Raw genomic sequence first — 25,595 nt, 5'->3', positions numbered from 1 at the left:
CGCCAACTTTGTCGACCGGCGCCCGCCAGTTGCGAGCGCTTTACCGACCGGTTTGACCGCGGCGCCTACTCCGAACGGTCGCAGTAGTTCATGACGCTGCCGAGAATGACCGCGTGGTTCAGCGACAGCCGTTGCTGAACATTGGCGAGCTGGCGATCCGTCGTGCCGCCCGAGCGGCAGACCAAAATGACGGAATCGACGTGCGATGCGAGCCAGATCACGCCCTCGTTTTCCTCGACGGCCGGCGCGTCGACGATGATGAGATCGTAGCTGTCGCGCAGTTCGGCGCAGAGCACATCGAGGTTCATCAGACCCGGACGCACCGAAATGAACTCGAGGTGGGGATAGGCAGGCGACGTCGCGATCCGGCTCTTGATATCGACCTTGCCTTCGAGCGGCGCCGTGATCGCGGTATCCTTGGTGTTGGCACCGGCAATGTTCGGCGCGCTCTGCGCCGACATGTCGAGGTCGATGACGATCGGGCGCAGCCCGTCGACCTTTGCCATTGTCGCCATGCCGAGCGCGACCGTGGTCTTGCCGTCGCCAAGTGCCGGCGAGCACAACATCACCACCTTGCCGCCCGCCTCATGGTCGATCGTGAGCCAGGCCATGCACAAAGTGCGCATGGCGGTGGCCGCCGGCGACTCCGGATTGTTCAGCATGTAGTGGTAAAAGGCCGACGAGTTCCGCAGCCGCTTGCGCATGTCGGGGACGCTGGCAAGGTTCGGACGGTTGAGCAGTTGCTCGGCGTCGCGCGGCAGGTAAAGCCTGCTTTCCAGCGAGTCCGAAATGATGACCCCGACGACTGCGAGCAGGACGGCCCCGATGCTGCCGGCGACGATCACCAGCGTATTGTTCGGGAATGTCGGCTTCGTCGGCACTTCCGCATAGGACGCGATCCGGGCGGTCGGCTTGTACTCGCCTCTTTCGGGATTGAGCGCACCGAGCCTGAGCACGATCTGGTCGTAGACCGCCTGTTCCGACTGAAGGTCACGAGCAAGTTCACGCCGACGGATTTCGGCAAGGTTGCGGCCCTGGACCTTGTCCTGCAGCGCGCTCAGTTCCGCCTGGAATTTTTCGGCGCGCACAGTTGCGACCTTGGCGTTGTTGGCCAGCTCCTGCACGAGGCGCTGGGCCTCGTTGCCGATCATGGAGCGCACGGACTCAAGCTCGTTCGTGGCGTCGAGGACCAGCGGATGGTTCTTGCCGAACTTGGCGCCGAGTTGCGCGCGCGTGCGCTCGAGCCGCGCCTCTTCACCACGCAGCTGGTCAAGCTGCGTCGAAGTCAGCGCACTGCCGGCCAGCTCCTTGCCGTCGGCAGACACCAGCTGCTTGGCCTCGTTGTACTTCGCAACCGCGCCCGCCTCCTCGACACGCAGGGTCACATATTGCTCGTTGAGCTGCAGCATACGGGCTCTCAGAACATCGTCCTGCGGATCGAAGGTCAGGTCGCTGTCGCGGGCAAAGGCGGCGATATCGCGCTCCATGCCGGCAATTCTCGTAGCGCTGTTGGCCATCTCGCCGCGCAGATACGCAACCGTGTTGTTTGTGGCCTCTTCGGTCTTTTTCGCCGTCCAGGAGAGATACTGCTCGGCGAGCGCGTCAGCGATCGTGGCCGCCTTCAAGGGATTCGATTGCACCACGCGGATCGTCAGCGCGAGGCTTTCCCCGGTACGGGTGACGACATAGGAGTTCAGCAGCGTCGAGATGGCGCGGTTGCGCTGCACGTTTTCGGAGATCAGCCGCTCCTTCTGGGTGCTCTCTTCCGGCGCGCCGAAAATGAACTCGGAGATGTTGGCGAAGAACGACTGCAGGAACGTCTCGTGCTCGCTGCGGGTCTCAGGCAGGTAGGTGTTGAAATCGGGGTCGTTGACCAGGTTGAGCGCATCGACGACGACGCCGACGAAGACGCGCGAGCGGATCACGTCCAGTTCGGTTTCCATTACCGACCGGTCGCGTTCGAGCTTGCGCAGCTCGACCTGCGCCTCATAGGGGCGGACGTCGTTACGGTCAAAGACGATGGCGGAAGCTGCCGTATAGGAGCGCGGCAGCAAGGCGGCCGTCAGCAGCGTCGCAAGCAACGCAAATCCCAGCAGCGAGAAGAAGACCACGCGATACCGGCGGAAAAGCTCGAACAGATCGCGGATGCCATATCCGCGCGGCGCAAGGCGCGCCTCCCGATACTGAACCGCAGGCATTTGGCCTCGCCCTGGAGGCGCTTCGACTTTGCGATCGATGGTCAGCATGAGAGCCCTAACATATAAATTTGATAGAAATACCTGACGTCAAAGAACTAAAGGCACGCTCGCACAGACTCCACGCGGCAAGAGGCAATGCCACGCAGGTAAAATACTGACATAGAAATAACATTCAAATTTAGAAAACTATATTATACCGCGTCCGGAAGAGCAATAGTTGCTTGCCGCCGAACCAAGGGAACGATTTGACCTCATGGTTGCGACGGACATTCTCGGGCACTTCCGACAATTGCGGGCCGCCGCAGAAAAGAGACCGTAGGCCACCCGTTAGTTCGGGTAGCGACCGGCAATCCGCTCCTGCGACAGCCATTCCATGAATTGATCGAAGCGCGTGCCCCCACCGGTCGAGGCAGGCTCCCAGGCGTCGTTCACACCGACGACGCCGCCAAATTTTTCCTCCACGCTGTCGGCCATGCCATCACCGTCCTCGTCCGCATAGGCGTGCGCCTCCTCGATCGCCGGGATCTCGCCCGGCGCAACCACCATGCGCCCTGCCCCCCTCTCGCCTTTCGCGCCCATATCCTTGATCCAGGCGACGTCCAGATCGTCACGGGGAAACGCGCCGGACTGGCCGCGAACCTCTTCATATGCCTCACCGGCGGCAAGGAGCGTATCAACCGCCAACGGGCAAGGCGGACGGTTCACCACGAATTGGTCCGTTCCCGGCGAAAGCAGCTGAAGCGACTTGGAGGGCGGCGCCCACAACTCGTTGCCGCTCTCGTAGATCTGCGGCTGGGCGGCGCTTTCGACATTCTGCCACTTGATGGCGTAGGTCTTCTCGACCGTGCTCGGACCTGCCTTGAAGTAGTTGCCGACATAGGAGATTGGCGTGCCGCCCGGATACTGCGAGAACACCTCGCCCCATTCGGACCGTGCATTGAAGAACACGTTGTTGATGATCTCGATGCAGGATTTTCCGTAGTGGTTGTTGTCGGGGTTTCGGTCGTTGTTGGAAATGCAAGCGTTTCGCCAGAAGGTAATGTTCTGCGGAACTCTGGGGTCGGCGCCGAGCAGGGTGCACTTGCTGTGCTTGTTCAGCCCCTCGGCAAAGATCGAGTTCGCGATGGTGATGTCCGTCGTGTTGGAATAGGTGCTGACGTTCTCGTCGGTCGCCCAGGACATCGACGTATGGTCGAAATAGACGCGCTGGCTGTTTTCGATCACCGCCGCATGGACGTTCTTGACGGAGTTCGGCAGCCGCGGCCGAATACGCAGATGCCGGACGATCACGTCGTGCGTCTGCTTGGCAACCAACGGGGTATGCCTCAGCTCGTCATTCGTCTGGTCGATGGTCAACAAAATGCCGCCGCCCGGCGCCGTCTGTCCGAGGATCGAAACCGAGTTGTTATCCTCGCCGATCACGAGCGAGGATTTGAGCCGGATGATCCCGGAAATGCGAAACACGCAATTTCGGGCCCCGGTCGCCTCGATGCATTCGCGCAACGTACCGGGACCGGAATCCTCGAGGCTCGTTACCTGGATGATGCGGCCGCCCCGGCCGCCCTGCGCCATCTTCCCGTGCCCTTCGGCACCGGGAAACGCAACCATCTGCGGCTCGGCGGCCGAAGCCGCGACACCGCAGAAGGCGGAAAGCAGGGCAAGCGTGCACGCGCCATGCTGAAAAGCCTTTGCGCGCCGTGTCTGTTGCTGGATAGGCCGATAACCGAAATGACCGGCCGGCCGCGGCGCACGTGGCGATGTGCGCGGCATGAAAATCTCAATCGGCATATAATCTACTCCCAAAGCCTTTTGGCGAGGCCCCGCTCCAGAAGCTTGAAAACGCTTGTGCAGGGCAATTCATTCCGCCCTATATCGTCAATCAAAAGAATATTTTTCGCGCAATTCGGGGCGAAGCTTTCCACTTTTGTTATAGTTCGTCAATTCGATTTATTTGCATCACCCGAAATAGGTATATAACTCTCGCTTTTGGCCTCTCGAAGTAGCAATAAGACGGTGCTATAGTTTCGCCATATTTAGTTTACTTTCGGGACCTCGTTTCGTGTCTCAAAAAGCAATTACCGTCGGATTTCCATTTTCGGGTGATGACATCGGGGGGAGCCATATTTCCGCGCTCAACCTCATATCGTCGTTCGACAGGGAACGGATCAATCCCATCGTCTTCGTGCATCATCCGCGCAAGGCGCTCTCCAGATATCTGGACGAGAACAAGATCGACTACGTCACGATCGAGGACATCGACATCCTCTCGCCGCAACGGGATCGGCCGCTCACGCAGCAATCCTTCTCGGCACTGCGCTATCCGATCTCGATGGTGAAGATCATCAAGCTTCTCAGACGACACAACATCGACATCGTGCACACCAACGACGGCGCGATCCATACGACCTGGGCGCTTCCAACCTACCTGGCCGGCGCGAAACTCCTGTGGCACCACCGCGGCGACCCTCGCGCCCGGGCCGTCAACATGCTTGCACCGCTTCTTGCCAAGCACGTGGTGACGGTCTCGCGATTTGCGCAGCCGGCCAAGCCGTTGCTGCCGCTCGCAGGGCGTATCTCGGTGCTGCACAGCCCCTTCCGGCATCCGGACCAGATCCCCGACCGGGAGGAAAGCAGGCTGGCGCTGGTGCGCGAGCTCGGCCTGCCGGAGGAAACGCGGTTCGTCGGCTATTTCGGGCTTCTCAACGAGCGCAAGCGCCCTCTCCGCTTCGTCGAAGCGGTTCACGCCTTTCACCGCAGCAATCTGGATTTCCCGATTGCCGGCCTGCTTTTCGGCACGCCCGAACAGGCAGGGCCGCGGCTCGACCTTGAGACCGCGGAACGCGCGCGCGCGCTCGGGATCGCCGACAAGATCCACCTCATGGGATTTCGTCATCCGGTCGCGCCCTACATGTGCGCCGTCGACATTCTCCTCGTCCCGGCCATGAGCGAGCCGTTCGGCAGAACGCTCATCGAGGCCATGATGTACGGCACCCCGGTCGTCGCCACCAACCACGGCGGGAACCCGGAGGCGATCGAAAACGACGTCACCGGTTTTCTCGTCGAGCCGGAAAACCCAGAGGCTTTCGTCGCCCCGATGGAGCGCCTGCTGAAAGACAGAGGCGAGTGGCAACGCATCAGCGAAACGGCGCGCACCTCGACGCTCGCTGCCTATGGCATCAAGCCCCATGTCGACGGCATCGTCAGCATTTATCAGCGAATTCTCGGAAAACGGCCCTCCGACATCTCGGCGCACGCCGCCCACTGAGCCCACCGACAGCGGAAAGAAAGAGAACGACATGCAGCTCTCGGATATCGATTTCCTGATCATCGGCGCTGCCAAGAGCGCGACCACCTGGCTACAGCAGTCGCTGCAGCAGAACCCTTCCGTCTACATGCCGGACCCCGAGCTGCACTTCTTCAGCCGAAACTTCGACAAGGGCGACGCCTGGTATCTGGAGCAATTCGAGCCCAAGCCTGAGCAGACCATCGTCGGCGAGAAATCCAATTCCTACCTCGACGAACCGGAAGCGGCGGCCCGCATCAAGAAGGCGCTGCCGCGGGCACGGCTGATCGCGCAGCTGCGCAATCCCATCGACCGCGCCTATTCCGACTACTGCATGCTCTATCGCCGCGGGGAAGTCGGCACCGACATCACCCGGTATCTCGATCCGCGCCAGGCAAAGGGCGGACGTTTCCTGGTCGGCGGCCTCTATTGCCGCCAGCTGGAAGCCTATCTCGATCTGTTTCCGGTCGAAAACCTGCAGGTTCTGCTCTATGAGCATATGCGCCAGAACCCGCAGGCGCATCTCGACGCGGTGAGAGACTTTCTGCGGCTGTCCGCGCCGCTGCACCCGGTCGTCAACAAGGTCAAGGACAAAACTGTGCCTGTCGTGCCGCCGAAGCTGCGCCGACTTCTTCAGCCGCTAAAGCCGATCGCGGCACCGTTCCGCAGCAATCCCATCGTGAAGGGCCTGCGCTCGATGGTCGCCCGCGAACTCGACTATGTGCCGCTGCCGACGGACCTGCGCAACCGGCTGGTCGAATTCTACGCGCCGGAAACCGAAAGACTCGGCGCGCTTCTGAAGCAGGACCTTTCGGGCTGGCTGCAGGCGGCCGCCGGTAGCGCGCGACCAGCGGCCTGATGCCGGCCTAGCCCTCGGCGGGTCGCCCAAATCGTAGCGACAGAACGAGCGGTACGGCCACCAGATAGAGGGCGACGACCGACAGCCAGATGGCGCCTGGCCATTCCTGCCGGAAGACGAAATAGAAGCTTGAGAAAGCGAGCGGGCTGGCGATCGACGCCAGGCTCACCGCCGACGCCAGCACGCCCTGAAACTGGCCTTGCTGGGTCTCATCGACCTGGCGGGTCGCAAGGGACTGCAGGGCCGGCGCGCCGATGCCGCCGAGCACGAAGATCGGCATGACGGCGAAGATCATCCAGCCTTCCGTCGCAAATGCCATGACGAGCAAGCCGACGCATGCGCCGGCAACGCCTGTCAGGATCGTCGCGCGTTCGCCGAGCCGTTTCACCGCCGGGCCGGGGAGGAAAGCCTGGGCGAGGGCCTGGCAGACCCCGAAGGCGCCAAGCGAAAGGCCGATCCACAACCCGTTCCAGTGAAAGGCATCACTGCCCCACAGGGCCCAGCAGGTGCTGTAGGCCTCGCCTGTCGCGCTCAAGGCGATGAACAGAACGACGATCGGCATCAGGCCCTTTGTGGAGAAAGCCCAGCCGAGCGGACGGAGCGGATTGAGCGCGGCCAGATCGATCCTCTCGCGGCTGGGAATGCGCGGTTCCGGCAGGACGAAGAGCGCCAGCAGCAGATTGCAGGCGTTGAGAACGGCGGCTGCAATGAAGGGCAGCCGCAAGCCATGGTCGCCAAGGATGCCGCCCAGCACCGGGCCGACGATAAAGCCGATTCCGAACATGGCATTGAACAGGCCGAAGCGGCGGGCGCGTTTGTCTTCCGGCGAGATGTCGGTGATATAGGCCGTCGCCACCGCCAGGTTGGCGCTCGTCAGGCCGGCGATCGCGCGACCTGCGAAAAGCATCCAGAGGTTGGAGGCGAAAGCCAGAAACAGGTAGTTGACGGCGGCTCCCCCAAGGGAAAGCAGCAAGACAGGCCGGCGGCCGATGCGGTCGCTGAGTGCACCGAGCACCGGTGCAAACACGAACTGCATCACTGCATAGAGGGCTGTCATGGTGCCGATGAGCGGCGCGACGTCGTCGGTCTGCGTGACCTCCTTCAGCAGCGACGGCAGAATGGGGAAGATCAGCCCGATGCCGACGGCATCGAGGACAATGGCAGCAAAAATGACGATAAGTGGTTTCTTCATGGTAAGGGGTGTGGTCATGGCACGCTCCGGTAGACGCGAGCGTGCGGCACCGCCAGGCGCCAATGGCTCGCGAGCAGGGGCTGACGAAATGTCAGATATCTGGTTCTGGGAGACGCTGGCCGATCCGCGCCGAAATAGGCGGGGATGGCATGTACTCGACCGCCTGGACGCCAATTCGTCCACCTGTTTACTCCGCCACTGAGCGGATCAAGGGAAGCGGTCGCTTTTCGCGACGGGCAATATTTACGTCAGATAGCCGCGGGCCGCAATCCCTATCGCCGCACACGTCTATAACATGAGATTTAAACTCCACTATTGCGCTCCGGTCTGTGGCCGGCTATCCCATTCCCCGCGCCGGCACCGGTGCGGGGATGGCAGGGGCGACTTCAATCCGATGAAAAGCCGTGACGACAAGCTGGCTTTGATCTTCATGCGCGAGCGTGCGGGCCTTTCACGCTATCTGTCGTCGCGCGCCGGTTCGACGGAGGATGGCGAAGACCTGGCCCAGGAAGCCTGGATCCGCTTTTCGCGCAACGGCGCGGCCGCGTTGAAGGCACCCGTCCCCTATCTGCGTCGCATCGTGCGCAATCTCGCCATCGACCACAGCCGCGCATCCACACGGCGGCGACTGACCTCGCTGGAAATCGAGGATCTGCTGGCGCTGCCCGACGAGAAGCCGGGGCCCGAGCAGGCGCTCAACGCGCGAAGCGAACTTTTGCGCCTGGCCGAGATCCTTGCGGAACTGCCGGAGCGCCGCCGGGTAATCCTGATTGCTGCCCGCGTCGAGGAAAAGCCGCATCGCGAAATCGCCGAAGCACATGGTGTTTCCACGCGCACGGTGGAACTGGAAATTCGCGCGGCAATCGAATACTGCTCCCGCAGGTTGAGCGAAATCGGCCCGGCTACCGACAAAAATAGACGGTGAATTTCGGCCTCGGACGTCACCAATCGTTTATTGTCCTATACGTCGGCGTCACCGGAACCCTGATCCATGCATATTGAGGATTCGCGAGAAGCGGAAAGACTGAAGCGCGAGGCGATCGCATGGGTCGTTCGCATCACGTCCGGCACCGCGACCGAAGACGATGCCGCGCGCCTGGCGGAATGGCGAGCCGTGGGGCCGGCCCACGAAGACGCCTATCGCGAGGCCGTGCGCCTTTGGAAGATCACCGGCCCGGCGCTTAAGGCCGGCGCAGCCCGATCGCGCCCCATGCTCTCCCGTCGCCGCTTTCTTGGGGGCGCGGCGGCAGGTGCTTCGCTGGCCGCCGGGGCCTCGTTCGCCTCCTATCTTGGCCTGCTTCCATCGCTCAACGCCGCCCTCGCCGACTACGCCACCGCAAGGGGGCAGCAGCGGCAGGTCACGCTCGACGACGGGTCCACGGTCGATCTAGACGGAGGATCAAGCCTTTCCGTCACGTTTTCAGCCAATGCCCGGTCGGTGACCCTGCACGAAGGCGCAGCCCTTTTTGCGGTCGCACACGACCCGTCCCGCCCCTTCGCAGTCGAGGCGGCGCAGGGCCGGACGGTTGGGCTCGGAACCACCTTCGCGGTTCGCCACGGTGCCGGCGACGTCGAAGTGGAATGTCTTGAAGGCACGGTTCAGGTGGAGTGTATCAGCGAGGCCCGGCTCTCGGCCGGCGACAGCATTCTTTACTCGGGGCAAGGCCTCGGCACCATCTCCCCCGGCAGCCCCGACGAGATGGCGGCCTGGAGGCGCGGGCTTCTCGTCTTCCGCGACCGGTCGCTCGACGACGTCGTGCTCGACATCAATCGCCACCGCAAGGGGCGTGTCGTCATTGCCAGCAACCGTCTCGGCGCCCGCCGGGTCTCCGGCGTCTTTCACCTCGATCGGCCGGACGAGATCATCGCCCATCTGGAAGCGTCGCTGCAGCTCTCCGCCAGCCGGGTCGGCGGTGGCGTCGTGCTCCTCTACTGAACCTCAGCGCCTCAGCCGCGCTCAAAAAAATCCGGAAAATCATTTCGGTCCCGCGACGCGGAGTCGTTCTTGTCATCGAAGGCACGCGATTGGCATGCCGATCTGAGACAGGGTTCGGGGACATGATGAACGGAAATCGGCCGCAGCGCACGGCGAAGGCTGCAATCAAGAGGATGCTGGCGACGACGGCATTCCTGGCGCTGGCAGGCGTAGTGGCCGGCGAGCCGGCAGCAGCGCAGCAACCGAACCAGTCCTACGCCATCGCCAGCGGGTCTCTGGATACTGCACTTTCGCGCTTCGGCGCGACCAGCGGCGTCCAGGTGCTCTACAGCGCCGCGATCACCAAGGGCAGAACGTCGAGTGGCGCAAATGGCGCCCTGTCCGCAGACGCGGCACTCGCCCGGATTCTCGCCGGCACCGGGCTCACCTATCGTTTCACTGGCCCGAAATCGGTAACGATCTCCGATCCGGCAGCCCCCGCAAGCGCGGAAGTCGACGCCAATGGCGCAACCAAGCTGCAGGCAATCGTTGCAACCGGCGAGGCTAGCGAAAACAGCTACGTCGTTGCCGATAGCAGCACGGGAACCAAGACCGACGCGCCGTTGATCGAGATCCCACAGTCGATCTCCGTGGTCGGCCGCAAGCAGATCGAAGCTCAGAACGCACAATCCGTCACTGAAATTCTCCGCTACGTTCCGGGCGTGACGATCGAGACCTACGGACCGGATCCGAAGGGTTACGACTGGATCATGATGCGCGGCTTCAACGCCCAGTCGACCGGCTCCTACAGGGACGGCCTGCGTCAGCTTTCGAGCGGCTACACCTTCTTCCGCACGGACCCCTACCAGCTTGAAACCGTCGAGGTCCTGCGCGGCCCTTCCTCTTCGCTCTATGGGCAGAGCGACGCAGGCGGCATCGTCAACCGCGTCTCGAAGAAGCCGACCACGGACCGCCGCAACGAGGTTGAGGTCGAATACGGCAGCTTCAGCCGCATGCAGGGCGCCTTCGACCTGTCGGGGCCGATTGGCGAGGATCCGGCGCTGCTCTATCGGGTGATTGGCGTGGCCCGCAACAGCGACACGCAATTTACCTATGGCAACGGCGCCGATATCGGCGACGATCGCCTGTTGCTGGCGCCCTCGCTGACCTTCGCGCCCGATGCCGAGACGTCGCTGACGATCAGCGGCGATCTGCTCCAGGACAAGAGCGGCGGCAGCGCGATCAGCTTTACCCCGACGGGCGTGCTCATCGGCGATCCGAGCTTCAACAGAAGCGAGCAGATCCAGAAGACGATCGGCTACGAATTCGAGCACCGGCTGAACGAGACCTGGACGGTGCGGCAGAACGTACGCTACGGGCACGTCAACTTCCTGCTCGACAACCTCCTGATCTCCGGCTCGGGCCCGGCCGGCCTCAACCGGGTGGCGCGCCGTTTCGACGAGAGCTTCGATGGTCTGGCAATCGACAACCAGGCGCAGGCGGAATTCGACACGGGTTCGATCGCCCATGACCTGCTGCTCGGTCTCGACTACGCCTGGTCGCGATCCGACGTGCGGCACTATACCGGGCCTGCGCCGTCCTTGAACCCGTTCAATCCGGTTTATGGCCTGCCCGTCACACCGCCGGGGACGCCACTTCAAAGCTACAAGGAGCGCTACCAGCAGATCGGCGTCTACGCGCAGGACCAGATCAGCTTGACCGACAGCCTGATCGCCACCCTCGGAGGGCGCTACGACTGGCTGGATCTCGACAACACCAACCGGCTGCGCGGGACCAAGACGGAAATCGACGTCGGGCATTTCTCTGGGCGTGCCGGCCTCACCTATCTGACCGATTGGGGCGTGGCTCCCTATGTCAGCTTCTCGCAATCCTTCGTGCCGAACTCGGGCGTGTCGGCTGATGGCGACACCTTTGATCCCTCTGAAGGCCGGCAATGGGAAGTGGGCGTCAAATACGAGCCGACCTCGTTCGACGGCCTATTCACGCTCGCCTATTTCGACATCGTGAAATCCAACGTTCTGACCCCGGACACACGGCCCGGCAACACCGGGTTCAGCGTTGCGACCGGCGAAGTGCAGTCGCGCGGTCTTGAGCTCGAAGGCAAGTTCAGCCTCGGCAGCGGCTGGGATTTCACCGGCTCCTACACCTGGACGGATGCTGAAATCACCAAGGACAACAGCGGTAATATCGGCAACCGGCCGGCGCTTGTGCCCGAGCATCAGGCATCCGCCTGGCTCAACTACACGGTCACCGGCGGCACGCTCGAAGGGCTTTCGCTTGGCGGCGGTGCGCGTTTCGTCGGATCGAGCTTCGGCAACAACACCAACACGCTTGAAGTCGGTGGACGTACGGTCTTCGACCTTGGCGCAAGCTACAAGGTGACCGAAAACGCCACCGTCTCCCTCAACGCCACGAACGTCTTCGACAAGAAGTACTACACGACCTGCAACCCCGCCTACTCCTGCTACGAAGGCGATCGGCGCAGCGTCATCGGCCGGTTGAAAATCGGCTTCTAGGACGCGAACCGATATGCTCACCCGTCGTCGCCTTCTCGCCGCAACACCGTTCGCGCTTGCTGCCGTCGCCGCCCCCTTCCGGGCGGCGGCCAGCAGCAGCGCCAGACGCATCGCGGCAATCGACTGGGCGGCGGCGGAAGCGCTGGTGGCGCTCGGCGCGACGCCGGTTGCCGTTTCGGATACGCAATACTTCCGGCAACGCATGCCGGTTACCTTGCCGGAAAGCGTCGCGGATATCGGCCCGTTCTGGGAGATCAATCTCGAGCGCCTCGCCGCGATCGCCCCCGATGCGATCCTCGCGAACAGTTCGAGCCTGACCATGACACCTGCGATCGGCGAGATCGCGCCAGTGGAACAGGTTCCCGACAGGGCCGAAAAGGGCAAGCGCTTCGAACTTGCGGTCGCGATCATGATGCATGCCGCCCGGGTCGCCGGCGTGCCGCTGGCCGATGTCGATGCGTACCTGCTTGACGTCGAGGCGCGGCTTGCAGTCCAGCGTCAACAACTGCGCGACACGCGCCGGCCGATGCTCGTGCTGCTGCCGGACCAGAATGGAAGACGAACGATGGTCTATGGCGAAGGCAGCCTGCCGGATGCGGTCTTGAAGAAACTGGGGCTTACGAACGCCTGGACCGGTCCAGTCAACGCCAATGGCCTGGCGCAAGTGGGGCTCGACGCCCTGATGCCGCTTGATGGCGCGACATTCGTTCAGGTCGAAATCCCGACGCTTAAGGCACGAACGGCCCGTTCGCTGGCGCGAAGCGCGCTTTGGCAACGGCTGGAACCCATCCGCGCCGCGCGCAGCGTCACCATACCGCAGTTTCACCCGTTCGGCGGACTGCCCTCGGTCACCCACTTCGCCGAAACGCTGGTTCCGGCACTTGAGGGGTTGCCGGCATGACGGATGCGTCTCTGTCTCCGGCGCGCGTCGCCTTCAGCGGCGCCAGTGTCGGCATCGCCGCGCTTACGATTACCGCGTTTGGGCTCGCTCTTGCCAATCTGCAGGCCGCCGCCGGCCCGTCCGGCTGGCTTCACCTGCTGCGGTCCCCCGATCTTGCCGACCCCCGCCAGGCGGTCGCCTATCTGAGCGTGTTCCCACGGATCCTGCTCGCTCTTGTCGCCGGCTTGGCGCTTGGTTTTGCCGGCTCGGTGTTCCAGACGGTGTTGCGCAATCCGCTCGCCGAACCCGGCCTGCTTGGCGTGACGTCGGGCGCGCAGCTCGCGCTTGCCGCATCGCTGCTCTATGCACCGGCACTTTGGATCAACGGCTACGAGCTGGTTGCCCTTGGCGGCGGCATTGCCGTCTTCGCTATCGTAGCCCTTGCAGCCGCCGGCCGCGGCGCCTCCGCGCCCGCCTTCGTCCTGACCGGCGTCGTGATCAGTCTTTATTGCAACGCCATCTACGGCCTACTCATCCTCTTCCATCATGACTTCCTGAGCGACCTGTTGACCTGGCAGGCGGGATCGCTGCAGCAGAGCGGCTGGCAATCGATGGCAAGGCTGACGGCACAGGTCGGCACGGTCGGACTGGTCATGATCCTGCTTCTGCGCCCTTTGCGGCTGCTCTCGCTTGGCGACGGGCCGTCCCGCAGCCTTGGGCTGTCGCCGGCCGTCGTCAAAGTGTCGCTGCTCGGGCTCGCATCCGCGCTGGCAGCGATCGTGACCGCCGAAATCGGTATCATCGGCTTCATCGGACTTGCGGCACCCGCACTGGCGCGGCGTCTGTGGCCGCGACGGTCCCACAATCCGCTCCCGGCCGCTTTCGTCGGCGCGATCCTGCTGCTGTTCATCGACCAGACACTCGCTCTGCTCGCGCCCTATGCCGGCGACATTCCCGCCGGTGCGGCCGCCGGCCTCTTCACCGGTCCGCTGCTAGCGTTCCTCGCCGTTACCGGGCGGCAGGCGGAGCGCCCGCGGACGGACCGGACGCCGCTTTCCGCGCGCCGGCTGCGCCGGCCCATGCTCGGCCTGGCGTTGCTTCTCGTCCTCCTGCTTGTGGCCTCGGCGCTCTCGGTCCTGGCCGGCGTCAGCGATCACGGGTGGCAGATCCTCTCCCCCTCAGATCCGGCCGTGCCGTGGCACTGGCGTCTCCCTCGCCTGCTCGGCGCCGCGGGCGCCGGGACGTGCCTCGCCGTTGCAGGTCTGCTTCTGCAGCGCGCCTTGCGCAATCCGCTCGCCAGCCCCGATCTTCTCGGCGTCGGCCATGGTGCCGGCCTTGGGCTGATCATCGCCTTCATGATCGTGCCGGCGGGCGCGGTCTGGTCCAAGCTTGCCGTCTCGGCGATCGGCGCCGCCGCGGTGCTCGCGCTCGTCGCGACGCTGGCCCGGCGCGCCTCTTTCCAGCCGGAACGAACGCTTCTCGTCGGCGTCGGCCTCGGCAGCATGGTCCATGCGCTGCTGGTCCTGTTCCTTGCAAGCGGCGGCCCGAACGGTGCGGCGCTTCTCAGCTGGTTCTCCGGATCGATCGGCGCCGTACGCCTTACCGACGCGGTCATGGTCTGCGTCGTCGCCCTTGCCGCAACGGCTGCAGCGCTCGTGCTTGGTCGCTGGCTCGCGGCACTGCCGCTCGGTGATACGGCGGTAACAGCGATCGGCATTCCCGACCGTGCGGCGAGGACCACCCTGTTCTTCGTCGCTGCCATCGCCATTGCCGCCGCAACGATGATCGTCGGGCCGGTCAGCTTTATCGGGCTCATGGTTCCCCATCTCGTTGCCCAGGCCGGGTTCCGCCGCGAACGCGATCTCGTCGTTGCCTGCGCCCTCACCGGCGCCGCCTTCCTCGTTGGAGCGGACTGGATCGGCCGCAATCTCGCCTGGCCATGGCCGATGGCACCGGGACTGATCTCGGCGCTTTTGGGCGGACCGATCTTCCTTTGGCTGATCTGGCGAGGTCGCGCCCAATGAAACCGGCCTTGAACAGCCTATCCGATCAAATCGAAACGCGGTCCGATCTCGGTCCGTCGGCAGACATTGCAGGAGCCCCGATGACGGACGCAAAACCACTCTTTGCGGTGCGCGACGCCAGCTTTTCCGTCGGCGATCGCGTGCTTTTGCACCCGACGAAGCTGGAAATCGCCAAGGGCGAAATGCTGGCGCTCGTTGGCCATAACGGCTCGGGCAAGTCGACCCTTCTGAAGATGCTGGCCCGACAGCAGGCGCCGTCGTCCGGCGCAATCGCGTTCGATGGCAAGCCTCTCGACGCCCGGCCGACCCGCGAGTTTGCCCGCCGGGTCGCCTATCTGCCACAGCAGATCCCCGCCGCTCCGGCCATGACGGTTCGGGAACTGACGGCGATGGGCCGTTACCCGTGGCACGGCGCGCTCGGCCGGTTCGGACGTGACGACCGTGAGAGCGTCGAGCGGGCGCTGGAGCGCACGCATATGCTGCCGCTTGCCGACCGGCTGGTGGACACGCTTTCCGGCGGCGAACGCCAGCGCGCCTGGCTCGCGATGCTGTTGGCGCAGAACGCGGCATGCCTGCTGCTCGACGAGCCAACGGCCGCTCTCGACGTCGCCCATCAGATCGAGGTGCTTTCACTCGTTCGCACCCTGTCACGCGCCAGCGGCCTGACTGTCATTCTCGTGCTGCACGACATCAACATGGCGAGCCGCTTCTGCGACCAGATCGTTGCGCTCCATTCCGGCCGGCTCGTCGCCAGCGGCCGGCCGAACCAGATCATGGAAAAGACGACCCTCGAACGCATCTACGGGGTGCAGATGGATATCCTCGCCCACCCCTCGGCCGATCGTGTCATCGCCGTCCCCTGTTGATGAAAGGGCACGCCCAGACCTGTCGTTGATTTGGAGGCCGGGAGGCCGCACCTTTCCCGTCTCGACTGCCGCTTAGGCAACCTGCGCGTCTGGCTCGGCGTCCTTGGCAAGCACGACCGTATTCCTGCCCATGCGCTTGGCTTCGTAAAGCGCGTCGTCTGCCTTCTGCAGCAGCCGCTCGAGCGTGGTATCCGCGGCGATCGCCGTCGCGGCCCCGAGGCTCGCGGTCACGCAGCCATCGGTCAGTCCGCGATGCGGTAGGCGCAGCCCTTCGATCGCCACCCTGATCCGCTCTGCCATCGCCAAAGTCGGCAGCGGCTCCCGTCCGGGCGCCAGCACCAGAATCTCTTCCCCGCCGAAACGGAAGACGAAGGCAGCCTCGTCGACCGTGGAGCGGATGCACTGTGAGACGGCGCGGATGCAGGCGTCGCCTTCGATATGGCCGTGAACGTCGTTGAACCGCTTGAAGTGGTCGATGTCGAGCAAGATCGCCGAAATTGCGGTATCGCCCGGTGCTTCGTTCCACAGCAAGCCGCCGATCCGCGCCAGCGACCGGCGGTTCAGCAGACCCGTCAGTTCATCCCGTTCAGCGTTGCGTTCGAGTTGCTGGCAAAGGAGGCTGCCTCTCAGCTGATTGAGAAAATTCTGCCGGTCCTTCTGCTCCAGGAAATAGGCGCTCACCGCCAGGAAGATCGACAGCGTCAGATAGAAGGTGATGATGCCGGAATAGGTTACGTCGTCGAAAGCGCCGGTCAGATGCGTCGTGGTGAAATGCGACGCGCACATCAGCGCAAGCCCCGAAACGACGGCCAAGAACCGCGGCCGGAGCGCGATGACGAAAAATAGGAAGGCGGCGGAATTGCCGTTCTGGTAAACGAAAAGGTAGGGACTGGTGCTCTGCGTGGCCACCGCCATCGGCAAGGTGACGCCGAGCACCGCGATCGCCACCGCCAGGACGTCGTAAAGGCGAGCGTCCGGCCAGCGGCGCACCGCCAGGATGCAGGCAATGACGAAGGGCGTGAACACCAGGAAGCGAACGGTGAACAACCCGGCGAAGACATCCGGCAACATCGTGTGGTCGCCGAAATAGACGAGATCGTAGATGAAGATGCCGATCACGCCCCAGATTGCGGCGAGCCGCACGCGCTCTGCCGCATAGTCTTTGCGGAAGAGTTCTTCAATCTCCGGCGAAAAATGCAGATAGCGAAAGCCCCGCGCGATCTGGCCTTCTACCTGGTCTAGCGTCACAACGCCCATCGCCCATTTCCCGAACTGCGGAAAGACTCGGTGCAGACTAGCAGAGAAAGCTGAATATTCGTCTAAAGTTAGAACGGTTCATTGCATCGGGCGCGCGAACCGGCCTGAAGCGACGTCACGCCTCGGGAACCTTGATCAGCACCGTTCCTGACGCATCGATCGGCTTGCCATCCTGTGTGCGGATATCGAGCTTAACCGGCAGGCCCGTTTCCTTCTCGACCAATTGGGAATGCTCCTCGCCCGGCTGAAACAGATGCTTTTCCCCGAACTGCCGCAAGGCGACCATGACCGGAAAGAGGTCGCGGCCCATCGCCGTCAACTGGTACTCGACCCGGGCCTTCGCCTCGCCGGCCGGAACCGTTTCGAGAATGCCGCGCTCGACGAGCGTTTTCAGGCGGTCGGTCAGGATGTTCTTGGCAATGCCGAGGCTTTTTTGAAAGTCGCTGAAGCGGCGCACGTCATCGAAAGCATCGCGCACGATCAGCAGCGACCACCAGTCGCCGATCGCATCCAGCGATCGCGCGCTTGGGCAATAGTCTTCCTTCAGCCGTCTGCGGGCCACCATGCATGATCTCCATTTGGAATTTTGGTTGCATTATGAAACCAAAATGTTATCCATTTCTTGGTTTCATTATTAAACCAAAACAAGGAACACGTCCAATGGATGGTAAAATTGCTGCGGCGCCGGTCGGCGCTGCAAACGATGTCCCCTGCCCGGTCGGCAAGGCCTGCCCGTCATCGCGGCTGACGCGTCCGATGATGACGCTCTTTGCCTTCGCCGCCGGCCTCGCCGTCGCCAACGCCTATTTCGCTCACCCCTTGCTCGACGTCATGGCTGCCGATCTCGATCTGTCGGAAACCCGCGCCGGCCTGATCGTCGGCGCAACCCAACTTGGCTACGCGCTCGGGCTGATCCTGCTTGTTCCTCTCGGAGACCTTTTCGATCGCCGCAAGATCATCGTCTTTCAGTCGCTGCTTTCGGTCGTCGCCCTTGGCTTCGTCGCTTTTTCGGCGACTGTCGAAATGCTGATGGTTTCCATTGCCGCAGTTGGCATGCTCGCCGTGCTCACGCAGGCGCTGGTCGCCTATGCGGCCAGTCTCTCCCACCCCTCGGAACGGGGCCGGGTGGTCGGATTTGTCACCAGCGGCATCGTCATCGGCATTCTGTCGGCCCGCGCCGTCGCGGGATTGCTGACCGACCTGGCCGGCTGGCGGGCGGTTTATTTCGTATCTGCCGGGCTCACCTTCTTGATCGCGCTGCTGCTGTACAAGCTGCTGCCGCATCAACAACGGGAAAATAGCAAGCTTAGCTACCTCCGCCTTGTCTCCTCCACCTTCACGCTGATTTCCCAGGAGCCGGTTCTGCGCGTCCGCGGCATCATCGCGATGTTGATCTTCGCCAACGTGACGACGCTGCTCACCCCGCTTGTCCTGCCGCTGAGCGTGCCGCCCTTTTCGTTGTCGCATACTGAGGTCGGCCTCTTTGGACTGGCAGGGATTGCCGGAGCGCTCGCCGCCTCGCGCGCCGGACACTGGGCCGATCTCGGATTTGGACAGAGGACGACGGGGGTATCGCTCGCGCTGATGCTCGCCGCATGGCTGCCGATCTCGCTGCTGGACCATTCGCTCCTGTGGCTCGTTGCCGGCGTCCTCATCCTCGACTTCGGCCTTCAGGCTGTGCACGTTACGAACCAGGCTCTGATCTATCGCGTGCGACCGGAAGCCCAGAACCGGCTGACCGCCGCCTATATGCTGTTCTATTCGCTCGGCAGCGGGCTCGGATCGTCCCTCTCAACCGTCGCCTACGTCCATGGCGGATGGCAGGGCGTCTGCCTGATGGGCGCAGCGCTCAGCCTCGTTACGTTGCTCTTCTGGCTGGCGACGAAACCTGCAGATCAGCAAGATGGCACGATGCTGAACGGCTAGTTTTGCACCACCCGCATCGCGAACGGCCGCTCTCGGCAAGGGCGGTCATGCTTTTGCACCATTTCCATCCCCCTCCTCCCCCAAAAAAACGTCCGACATCGTACCGCTCGTCGCTAGGGAACCGTTACCGAAACCGAGCGTTTACGTTGCTTGAGCGTCATCTATCGGGGATCAACGCCATGTCAGACGCCGAGAACACGTCCGACAGCGCAGTCGCAGCCAAGGAAATGGCGTGGCCCGCGTCACACGACGAGATGCAGTCGCTGATCGACGACTTTGACTGGTCGCAGACCTCGCTCGGGCCGATGGGAAATTGGTCGCCGACGCTGAAGATCATGATCCCCTTCCTTCTGCGCAACCGGTTTCCGCTCCTGTTGTGGTGGGGACCGCACTATGTCTCGATCTACAACGAGGCCTATCGCCCGGTGCTCGGAGCAAAACACCCCTGGGCGCTCGGCAAACCGGTCAGCGAATGCTGGAGCGAGATCTGGCATGTGCTGAAACCGTTGATCGACACCCCTTTCAACGGCGGGCCTGCGACGTGGAACGACGACATCGAGCTCGAGATCAACAGGCACGGTTTCCTGGAAGAGACGCATTTCACCATCGCCTACAGTCCGGTGCCCGACGAAACCGCAGCAAATGGCATTGGCGGCGTGCTCGCCACCGTGACCGAAATTACCGAGAAGGTGATCGGCGAGCGCCGCATCGTCGTCCTTCGGGATCTTGCTTCCCGCTCCGGCGATGCGCGAACGCCCGACGAGGCCTGCGCGATCGCAACGGAGACATTCAGGAAGCACGAACGAGACGTGCCCTTCGCCCTTCTCTATCTCGTGGAACCCGGCCGGAGACGAGCCCGTCTTTCCGGATTGGCAGGCCTTGAACCGGATCACGCGCTGTGCCCAGCAAAGGTCGAGTTGGCGCAACAGGACAGTTCTACCGGCTGGCAATTCGGTGCCAACCTGAAGCCTATCCTTGTCGATGATCTCGCAAGCCGTTTCCCGAGCTCCGCGAGCGCATCCGACCTCGACCTGCCCCACACGGCAATCGTGCTTCCGTTGCCCGCCGCCAATGCCCGCGATGCCGCCGGTTTTCTCGTGGTCGGCATCAATCCCCGCCTGACGCTCGACGAGCATTACCACGACTTCCTGCATCTCATGCGGGCGCAGATCGCCAGCGCCATCGGCAACGCCCAGTCCTATGAAGACGAACGTAAGCGCTCCGACGCACTGGCGGAGATCGACCGCGCAAAGACCGTCTTTTTCTCCAATGTCAGCCACGAGTTCCGCACGCCGATCACGTTGATGCTCGGCCATATCGAGGACCTTCTGGCCCGCAGCCAGGAGCGGCCCGATGATCATGATCGCCTGCTCGTTGCCCATCGTAACTCGCTGCGCCTGCTCAAGTTGGTCAACACGCTGCTTGAATTCTCACGCATCGAAGCCGGACGACTGCAGGCACGCTTCGAGCCGACGAACCTTGCGACCGCAACGTCAGAGCTTGCCAGCGCTTTTCGATCGGCGATGGAAATGGCGGGACTGCGTCTGACCGTCGACACGCCGCCGTTGCCGGAACCGGCCTATGTCGATCGCCAGATGTGGGAAAAGATCGTTCTCAACCTTCTCTCGAACGCCTTCAAGTTCACGCTTGAGGGCGAGGTCACCGTCAAACTCGCGGCCGAGGACGATGATTTCGTCCTGACCGTCCGCGATACCGGCATCGGCATTCCGGCCAACGAGATGCCCAGGCTTTTCGAGCGCTTCCATCGCGTCGAAGGCGCAAGGGGTCGCAGCCAGGAGGGCTCAGGCATCGGGCTCGCCTTCGTCCAGGAATTGGTGCAGCTTCACGGCGGAACGGTCACCGCCGAAAGCCGCATCGACGAAGGCACGACCATACGCGTGGCGATCGCCAAAGGCAGCCGCGCGTCCGCGCAACACCGGAACGGCAATGGCGAAGATCGCCCGTCAACGTCGACCGGCGCCGCACCCTTCGTGGAGGAGGCACTGCGATGGCTGCCGGATCATCCGTCCCCGGATACGGGCCTGCCCGAGGTTGATCCGGCCCCGCATGTAACGGAACAGCGAGATGGCGGCCGTCGGTCCCTGTTGATCGTCGATGATAACGCCGACATGCGCGACTATCTGCGCCGCCTTCTCAGCGCACAATACGATCTCAAGGTGGTCGGCAATGGCGAAGACGCACTCGCCGCCGTCGGATTGCAGAAGCCGGACCTGATCCTCACCGACATCATGGTGCCAGGCTTCGACGGGATCGAACTGCTCAGGCGCTTGCGCGCGGATGCGCGCACGAACACCGTGCCAATCATCATTCTGTCGGCGCGCGCCGGCGAGGAGAGCCGGATCGAGGGCATGCAGGCCGGCGCTGACGACTACCTGATCAAACCCTTCAGCGCGCGCGAACTGCTGGCCCGGATCGAGGCGCACCTGAAGATCTCACAGTATCGCACCGAAGCTGCGGAAACCCTACGCGCGAGCGAAGAGCGGTTCCGCGCGCTCGTCACCGCGAGTTCGGATATCATCTACCGCATGGGCCCCGATTGGCACGAGATGCGGTTTCTGCAGGGCAAGGACTTCGTTGCCGATACGGACGAGCCGAGCGGCAGTTGGCTCGAAACCTACATCCCGCCCGAAGACCAGACGCTGATGCTCGCGCGCATCGATGACGCCATCGACAACAAGGCCGTTTTCGAAATGGAGCACCGGGTCATCCGCCGCGACGGCGGCGTCGGCTGGACCCATTCGCGCGCCGTACCGATGCTCGACGGCAAAGGCGAGATCGCCGAGTGGTTCGGCGCGGCACGGGACATCACCGACCGCAAGCGCGCGGAAGAGACCCAGCAACGCCTGCTCAGCGAACTGAGCCACCGCGTCAAGAACATGCTCGCCTCGGTTCAGGCGATCGCCCAGCATACCTTGCGTTCGGCCAAGACCCCGGCCGACTTTGCCGCCAGCTTCAGCGGACGCCTGCAGTCGATGTCGCGCATGCACTCGCTTCTGACCCGAACCGCCTGGGAGGGGGCTGACCTCGACGACATCATTCGCGACCAGCTTTTGTGGGGCGCTGCCGACGAGCGCCGGGTCACGACCTCCGGTCCACCCGTTCGGTTCGACGCGCAGACGGCAACACATATGGCAATGGTCTTGCATGAACTTGGGACCAACGCGGCAAAACACGGCGCGCTTTCCTCGAACAAGGGATCGGTCTCCATCGATTGGAGCGTGACCGGCAATGCCCTTTGTCTCAACTGGATCGAACGGGGTGGACCACCGCTCAAAACCCCGATTGGTCCAGGCTTCGGCACGCGGCTGATCGAGAAGGTCGCGACGGGCGGAGGTGGAAGCGCCCACCTGAAGACCGAGGCCGATGGCATGCGGTGGGAGGTGTGGCTCCCGCTCGAAGCCGATGTTCCGCCGATCACCGATCCCGACGCGGAGCAACCTTTACCAGACGGGCCGGCGACGGGTGCCCAGGTTGCATCGACGAAGCTCAAGGGAAAGCGCATATTGGTGGTTGAGGATGAGGCGCTGATCGCCTTCGAAATCACCGCGATCCTGGAGGAAGAGGACGCCGAGGTCGCCGGGCCCGCAGCGACACCCGGCGATGCGTTGCGCCTGATCAACGAGATGGCGCTGGATGCCGCGCTGCTCGACGCCAATCTGCGCGGCCAGCCGGTTGATGCGATCGCCGCAGCCTTGACCGACAAGAAGGTCCCGTTCGTCTTCGTATCCGGCTACGGTCGCGAGGCTCTGCCGCCCGGCTTTGCCGACACCGCTCTGCTGGCAAAGCCGTTCAACCCTCGACAACTGCTCGAGGCCGCGGCCCTGCTCGTCGCCGAGTCCAAATCCGTCTTGCGTTTCCGGCACTGAGGGAGGACGCTTGATAGAGCCTTCTTCCCCTCGGACACCGTTGCATTTCGGCGCGCTTGCGGTAGTTTTTCAGAACGCCCCGCCAAGCAGCGGCGGCCTTTCGCAACGTGTGGCCATCACCGATGCGGTTCCACTTCGAGTTCGTGGGAGCGGTCAATATGCTGGTCGACAATAGTGGCGCAAACGCCTCCGAACAGCCCTATCGCGAGAGCGAGGCGCGGTTTCGCGAGATTTTCGAGAACGCCGGAGTCGCAGTCTGGGAGCAGGACTTTTCCGGGGTCTGCGATCTCTTGGATCGGCTTCGCTCGGAAGGTGTCGAGGATCTGCGCGCCCATCTGAAGGCGCACCCCGAGCGGCTGAACGAAGCGATCGCGCAGGTGCGTATCGTCGACGTCAATCCTTTCACCGTGGAACTGTTCGAGGCCACCGAAAAGGACGAGTTGCTCCGGTCGCTCTCCAACGTCTTTCTGCCGGAAACGGCGCCGATCTTCCTCGAAGAACTGGTGACGCTCTGGCAGGGTCAGAGGCGCTTCGGCAGCGAGGCCGTCGTTCAGACGTTGCGCGGCCGGCGGCTGCATGTGGTCTTCACCGTCACGTTCGAAGGCGCGCGCTGCGAGCGCACCTATGTCAGCATCCTCGACATTTCCCAGCGCAAGGCAGCCGAGCGCCGGCTGCAGGCGGTCGACCGGATAGCCAAGGCAATCGCCGGCAATCTCGATCTCGATCACATCGTGCAGACCGTGACCGATGCCGCCACGGAGCTGACAGGCGCAAAGTTCGGCGCCTTCTTCTACAATCTCACCGACCCGGACGGCGAGCGCTACACGCTCTACACCCTCTCCGGCGCGCCGCGCGCGGCCTTCGAGAATTTCCAGTTGCCCCGCAACACCGCCGTGTTCGATCCGACCTTTCGCGGTCGCGGCATCGTGCGCTCCGACGACATCCGCACTGACCCGCGTTATGGAAAATCCGCGCCGCATTTCGGCATGCCGAAGGGTCACCTGCCGGTGGTAAGCTACCTCGCTGTTCCGGTGCTCTCACGGTCCGGTGATGTCCACGGCGGGCTTTTCTTCGGCCATGATCTGCCGGGCGTCTTTACCACCGAGACCGAGGCGACGGTGACCTCGATCGCCGCACATGCCGCGATCGCCATCGACAACGCCCATTTGCTCAAGGCGGCCGAACAGGAACTGACGATCCGCCGCGCAACGGAACGCGCTGCCCAACAACTGGCGGCGATCGTCGAATCCTCGGAAGATGCGATCCTGTCGATGGATCTGAACGGCGTCATCACCAGCTGGAACGCCGGCGCTGAGCGCCTCTATGGCTATACGGTAGAAGAAGCGGTCGGCAGCCCCGTCACGCTGTTGATCCCGGAGGATCGCCTCGGCGAAGAACTGGAGATCCTCGCAAAGGTTCGCGCCGGCCAGCGCGTCGACCACTTCGAAACCTTCAGACAGCGCAAGGATGGCGGGCTGATCCCGATCTCGCTGCGGATTTCACCGATCCGCGACAATACCGGCGTGGTCGTCGGCGCTTCCAAGATCGCCCGCGACATCACCGAGCGCCGGCAGGCCGAGCAGCAGAAGGATCTGCTGATCCAGGAGATGGCGCACCGGGTAAAGAACCTGTTCATGGTCTCAAGCAGCGTCGTGTCGCTGAGCGCCAAGGCCGCCGCATCCGCCGAAGAACTGGCATCTGCCGTCGTCGCACGGCTGGGGTCGCTGGCGCGCGCGCACGTGCTCACTTTGCCAACGCCCGACCGTGACGGTGCAGGCGAAGGCCGCGCCAATCTGCAGGCGCTGCTTTCGACATTGCTCTCACCCTATGACGGCGATACGCCCCAAGGCCTTCGCCGGGTCACGACGCGAGGCTGCGATCTTGGCATCCCGCGCGCCGCGATCACCGGCTTTTCCCTGGTCGTGCACGAGTTCGCCACCAACGCCGCCAAATACGGCGCGCTGTCAACCGCCAGCGGCTCGCTCGATATCGAATGCATCGATCGCGGCGATACCCTGGAACTGAAATGGACCGAACGGGGCGGGCCTCTGGTAACCCGAACCGAGACCGAAGGCTTCGGCACCAAGCTCGCCAAGCTGACGATCGAAAGGCAGTTCGGCGGCGAAATTCTCCGCCAGTGGCGTCCGGAAGGCCTGATCATCCACCTGATCGTCCCCAAGGACCGCCTGCAGCCGCTGGAGTGAGGCGCGCGACCCGAGCCCGCAAGGGCCACCTGTCTGTCTTCGGCGTTTGTCGATGGGGCGGCTCACTCTGCCCCAAACGCTTTCGGACATTCGGGTAGATGCGACGGCGACGAAGGGTCTGCTAGCGCAAATCCCGTTTTTTGGATTTGCTGGGTTCTTTTGCCCTTACCTGCTCTGGCGCCTTTCGGCCTTCGCCGGTATCGACCCTGTCGCTGTGCCTTAGAACGGACAAAAGCCCGCCGGATTTCTCCATGCGGGCTTTTGTTTTGATTTGGTTGCGGGGGCAGGATTTGAACCTGCGGCCTTCAGGTTATGAGCCTGACGAGCTACCGGGCTGCTCCACCCCGCGCCAAGCGTAAACCGCTTCAGCGGTTTATCGCGGTAACGTAAATCCCGAAGGGATTTATGGTCTGTTCCGAGCAAATCCGTGAGGATTTGTCTCGTGTAAGGGACGCACTGATTACGTTTCAGGCTAGCAAAACAAAAGGGCCGCTTGGTGGCGGCCCGTGTTCGGCTGGGCCGAGGGATGAAGAGAAGATGTTTTCCGGTATTTCTTGCGCTTTGCAG

Annotated in this window: 16 protein-coding genes and 1 tRNA gene; 11 read left to right on the top strand and 6 right to left on the bottom strand. The window is 63.2% G+C overall.

The annotated features are described in order from the left end of the window. Positions 1 to 65: 65 nt before the first annotated feature. Both OKW20_RS30680 and OKW20_RS30675 read right to left on the bottom strand, forming a co-directional pair. Positions 66 to 2,198, bottom strand: a complete 2,133-nt coding sequence (locus OKW20_RS30680; protein ID WP_043610823.1) for a GumC family protein — start codon at positions 2,196 to 2,198, stop codon at positions 66 to 68. Between the two features lie 327 nt (positions 2,199 to 2,525). Beyond that, positions 2,526 to 3,986 carry a pectate lyase family protein gene (locus tag OKW20_RS30675; protein ID WP_429178331.1) on the bottom strand — a complete coding sequence of 487 codons (1,461 nt, stop codon included), beginning with the start codon at positions 3,984 to 3,986 and terminating at the stop codon, positions 2,526 to 2,528. A gap of 271 nt (positions 3,987 to 4,257) precedes the next feature. Here OKW20_RS30675 and OKW20_RS30670 point away from each other — a divergent pair, with 271 nt between their 5' ends. Both OKW20_RS30670 and OKW20_RS30665 read left to right on the top strand, forming a co-directional pair. Continuing rightward, positions 4,258 to 5,463: a glycosyltransferase family 4 protein gene (locus tag OKW20_RS30670; RefSeq protein ID WP_429178329.1), complete on the top strand. Its 1,206-nt coding sequence runs from the start codon at positions 4,258 to 4,260 to the stop codon at positions 5,461 to 5,463. Between the two features lie 31 nt (positions 5,464 to 5,494). Continuing rightward, entirely contained in the window at positions 5,495 to 6,340 is an 846-nt protein-coding gene (locus OKW20_RS30665) for a sulfotransferase family protein (RefSeq protein ID WP_429178327.1), read from the top strand. A gap of 7 nt (positions 6,341 to 6,347) precedes the next feature. On the opposite strand, the gene OKW20_RS30660 is transcribed toward OKW20_RS30665, so the two are convergent. Then, positions 6,348 to 7,532: a TCR/Tet family MFS transporter gene (locus OKW20_RS30660; RefSeq protein WP_429178377.1), complete on the bottom strand. Its 1,185-nt coding sequence runs from the start codon at positions 7,530 to 7,532 to the stop codon at positions 6,348 to 6,350. A gap of 394 nt (positions 7,533 to 7,926) precedes the next feature. Here OKW20_RS30660 and OKW20_RS30655 point away from each other — a divergent pair, with 394 nt between their 5' ends. The 6 genes from OKW20_RS30655 (at position 7,927) to OKW20_RS30630 (ending at position 15,754) form a co-directional block, all read left to right on the top strand. Next, positions 7,927 to 8,457, top strand: a complete 531-nt coding sequence (locus OKW20_RS30655; RefSeq protein WP_429178325.1) for an RNA polymerase sigma factor — start codon at positions 7,927 to 7,929, stop codon at positions 8,455 to 8,457. Positions 8,458 to 8,523: 66 nt separating this feature from the next. Then, the gene (locus tag OKW20_RS30650; RefSeq protein WP_429178323.1) at positions 8,524 to 9,468 is read left to right on the top strand and encodes a FecR family protein; all 945 of its coding nucleotides are present in this window, start codon (positions 8,524 to 8,526) and stop codon (positions 9,466 to 9,468) included. Between the two features lie 122 nt (positions 9,469 to 9,590). Next, positions 9,591 to 11,984, top strand: a complete 2,394-nt coding sequence (locus OKW20_RS30645) for a TonB-dependent siderophore receptor (RefSeq protein WP_429178321.1) — start codon at positions 9,591 to 9,593, stop codon at positions 11,982 to 11,984. 13 nt (positions 11,985 to 11,997) lie between these two features. After that, positions 11,998 to 12,885, top strand: a complete 888-nt coding sequence (locus tag OKW20_RS30640; protein ID WP_429178318.1) for an ABC transporter substrate-binding protein — start codon at positions 11,998 to 12,000, stop codon at positions 12,883 to 12,885. Then, complete coding sequence (gene fhuB, locus OKW20_RS30635) at positions 12,882 to 14,888, top strand: Fe(3+)-hydroxamate ABC transporter permease FhuB (RefSeq protein WP_429178316.1); 2,007 nt, start codon at positions 12,882 to 12,884, stop codon at positions 14,886 to 14,888. The genes OKW20_RS30640 and fhuB overlap by 4 nt, the downstream gene beginning before the upstream one ends. 80 nt (positions 14,889 to 14,968) lie before the next feature. Further along, a complete protein-coding gene (locus OKW20_RS30630) occupies positions 14,969 to 15,754 on the top strand; it encodes an ATP-binding cassette domain-containing protein (protein ID WP_429178314.1) in 786 nt (261 codons plus the stop codon). Between the two features lie 72 nt (positions 15,755 to 15,826). On the opposite strand, the gene OKW20_RS30625 is transcribed toward OKW20_RS30630, so the two are convergent. Both OKW20_RS30625 and OKW20_RS30620 read right to left on the bottom strand, forming a co-directional pair. Further along, the gene (locus OKW20_RS30625; RefSeq protein ID WP_429178312.1) at positions 15,827 to 17,011 is read right to left on the bottom strand and encodes a GGDEF domain-containing protein; all 1,185 of its coding nucleotides are present in this window, start codon (positions 17,009 to 17,011) and stop codon (positions 15,827 to 15,829) included. Positions 17,012 to 17,126: 115 nt separating this feature from the next. Continuing rightward, positions 17,127 to 17,576 carry a winged helix-turn-helix transcriptional regulator gene (locus OKW20_RS30620; protein ID WP_043610833.1) on the bottom strand — a complete coding sequence of 150 codons (450 nt, stop codon included), beginning with the start codon at positions 17,574 to 17,576 and terminating at the stop codon, positions 17,127 to 17,129. Positions 17,577 to 17,578: 2 nt separating this feature from the next. Between OKW20_RS30620 and OKW20_RS30615 the strand changes: the two genes are divergently transcribed. From OKW20_RS30615 to OKW20_RS30605, 3 genes are all read left to right on the top strand, one after another. Then, entirely contained in the window at positions 17,579 to 18,937 is a 1,359-nt protein-coding gene (locus OKW20_RS30615) for an MFS transporter (protein ID WP_429178309.1), read from the top strand. 179 nt (positions 18,938 to 19,116) lie between these two features. Continuing rightward, entirely contained in the window at positions 19,117 to 22,824 is a 3,708-nt protein-coding gene (locus OKW20_RS30610; RefSeq protein WP_429178306.1) for a response regulator, read from the top strand. Between the two features lie 158 nt (positions 22,825 to 22,982). Further along, on the top strand, positions 22,983 to 25,028 hold the full coding sequence (locus tag OKW20_RS30605; protein ID WP_429178304.1) for a PAS domain S-box protein: 2,046 nt from the start codon (positions 22,983 to 22,985) through the stop codon (positions 25,026 to 25,028). A gap of 272 nt (positions 25,029 to 25,300) precedes the next feature. Here the strand turns inward: OKW20_RS30605 and OKW20_RS30600 are convergent. Then, a tRNA-Met gene (locus tag OKW20_RS30600) sits at positions 25,301 to 25,377 on the bottom strand. Positions 25,378 to 25,595 lie beyond the last annotated feature (218 nt).

This window comes from Ensifer sp. LBL (genome assembly GCF_050435225.1).
Classification (GTDB): domain Bacteria; phylum Pseudomonadota; class Alphaproteobacteria; order Rhizobiales; family Rhizobiaceae; genus Ensifer.
This window is presented reverse-complemented; position numbering and strand designations above follow the sequence as displayed.

Bases quoted from the DNA above. Each gene is read 5' to 3' on its own strand.
- OKW20_RS30680 (WP_043610823.1), bottom strand. From the start codon at position 2,198: ATGCCTGCGGTTCAGTATCGGGAGGCGCGCCTTGCGCCGCGCGGATAT.
- OKW20_RS30675 (WP_429178331.1), bottom strand. From the start codon at position 3,986: ATGCCGATTGAGATTTTCATGCCGCGCACATCGCCACGTGCGCCGCGG.
- OKW20_RS30665 (WP_429178327.1), top strand. From the start codon at position 5,495: ATGCAGCTCTCGGATATCGATTTCCTGATCATCGGCGCTGCCAAGAGC.
- OKW20_RS30660 (WP_429178377.1), bottom strand. From the start codon at position 7,532: ATGAAGAAACCACTTATCGTCATTTTTGCTGCCATTGTCCTCGATGCC.
- OKW20_RS30655 (WP_429178325.1), top strand. From the start codon at position 7,927: ATGAAAAGCCGTGACGACAAGCTGGCTTTGATCTTCATGCGCGAGCGT.
- OKW20_RS30650 (WP_429178323.1), top strand. From the start codon at position 8,524: ATGCATATTGAGGATTCGCGAGAAGCGGAAAGACTGAAGCGCGAGGCG.
- OKW20_RS30645 (WP_429178321.1), top strand. From the start codon at position 9,591: ATGATGAACGGAAATCGGCCGCAGCGCACGGCGAAGGCTGCAATCAAG.
- OKW20_RS30640 (WP_429178318.1), top strand. From the start codon at position 11,998: ATGCTCACCCGTCGTCGCCTTCTCGCCGCAACACCGTTCGCGCTTGCT.
- fhuB (WP_429178316.1), top strand. From the start codon at position 12,882: ATGACGGATGCGTCTCTGTCTCCGGCGCGCGTCGCCTTCAGCGGCGCC.
- OKW20_RS30630 (WP_429178314.1), top strand. From the start codon at position 14,969: ATGACGGACGCAAAACCACTCTTTGCGGTGCGCGACGCCAGCTTTTCC.
- OKW20_RS30625 (WP_429178312.1), bottom strand. From the start codon at position 17,011: ATGGGCGTTGTGACGCTAGACCAGGTAGAAGGCCAGATCGCGCGGGGC.
- OKW20_RS30620 (WP_043610833.1), bottom strand. From the start codon at position 17,576: ATGGTGGCCCGCAGACGGCTGAAGGAAGACTATTGCCCAAGCGCGCGA.
- OKW20_RS30615 (WP_429178309.1), top strand. From the start codon at position 17,579: ATGATCTCCATTTGGAATTTTGGTTGCATTATGAAACCAAAATGTTAT.
- OKW20_RS30610 (WP_429178306.1), top strand. From the start codon at position 19,117: ATGTCAGACGCCGAGAACACGTCCGACAGCGCAGTCGCAGCCAAGGAA.
- OKW20_RS30605 (WP_429178304.1), top strand. From the start codon at position 22,983: ATGCTGGTCGACAATAGTGGCGCAAACGCCTCCGAACAGCCCTATCGC.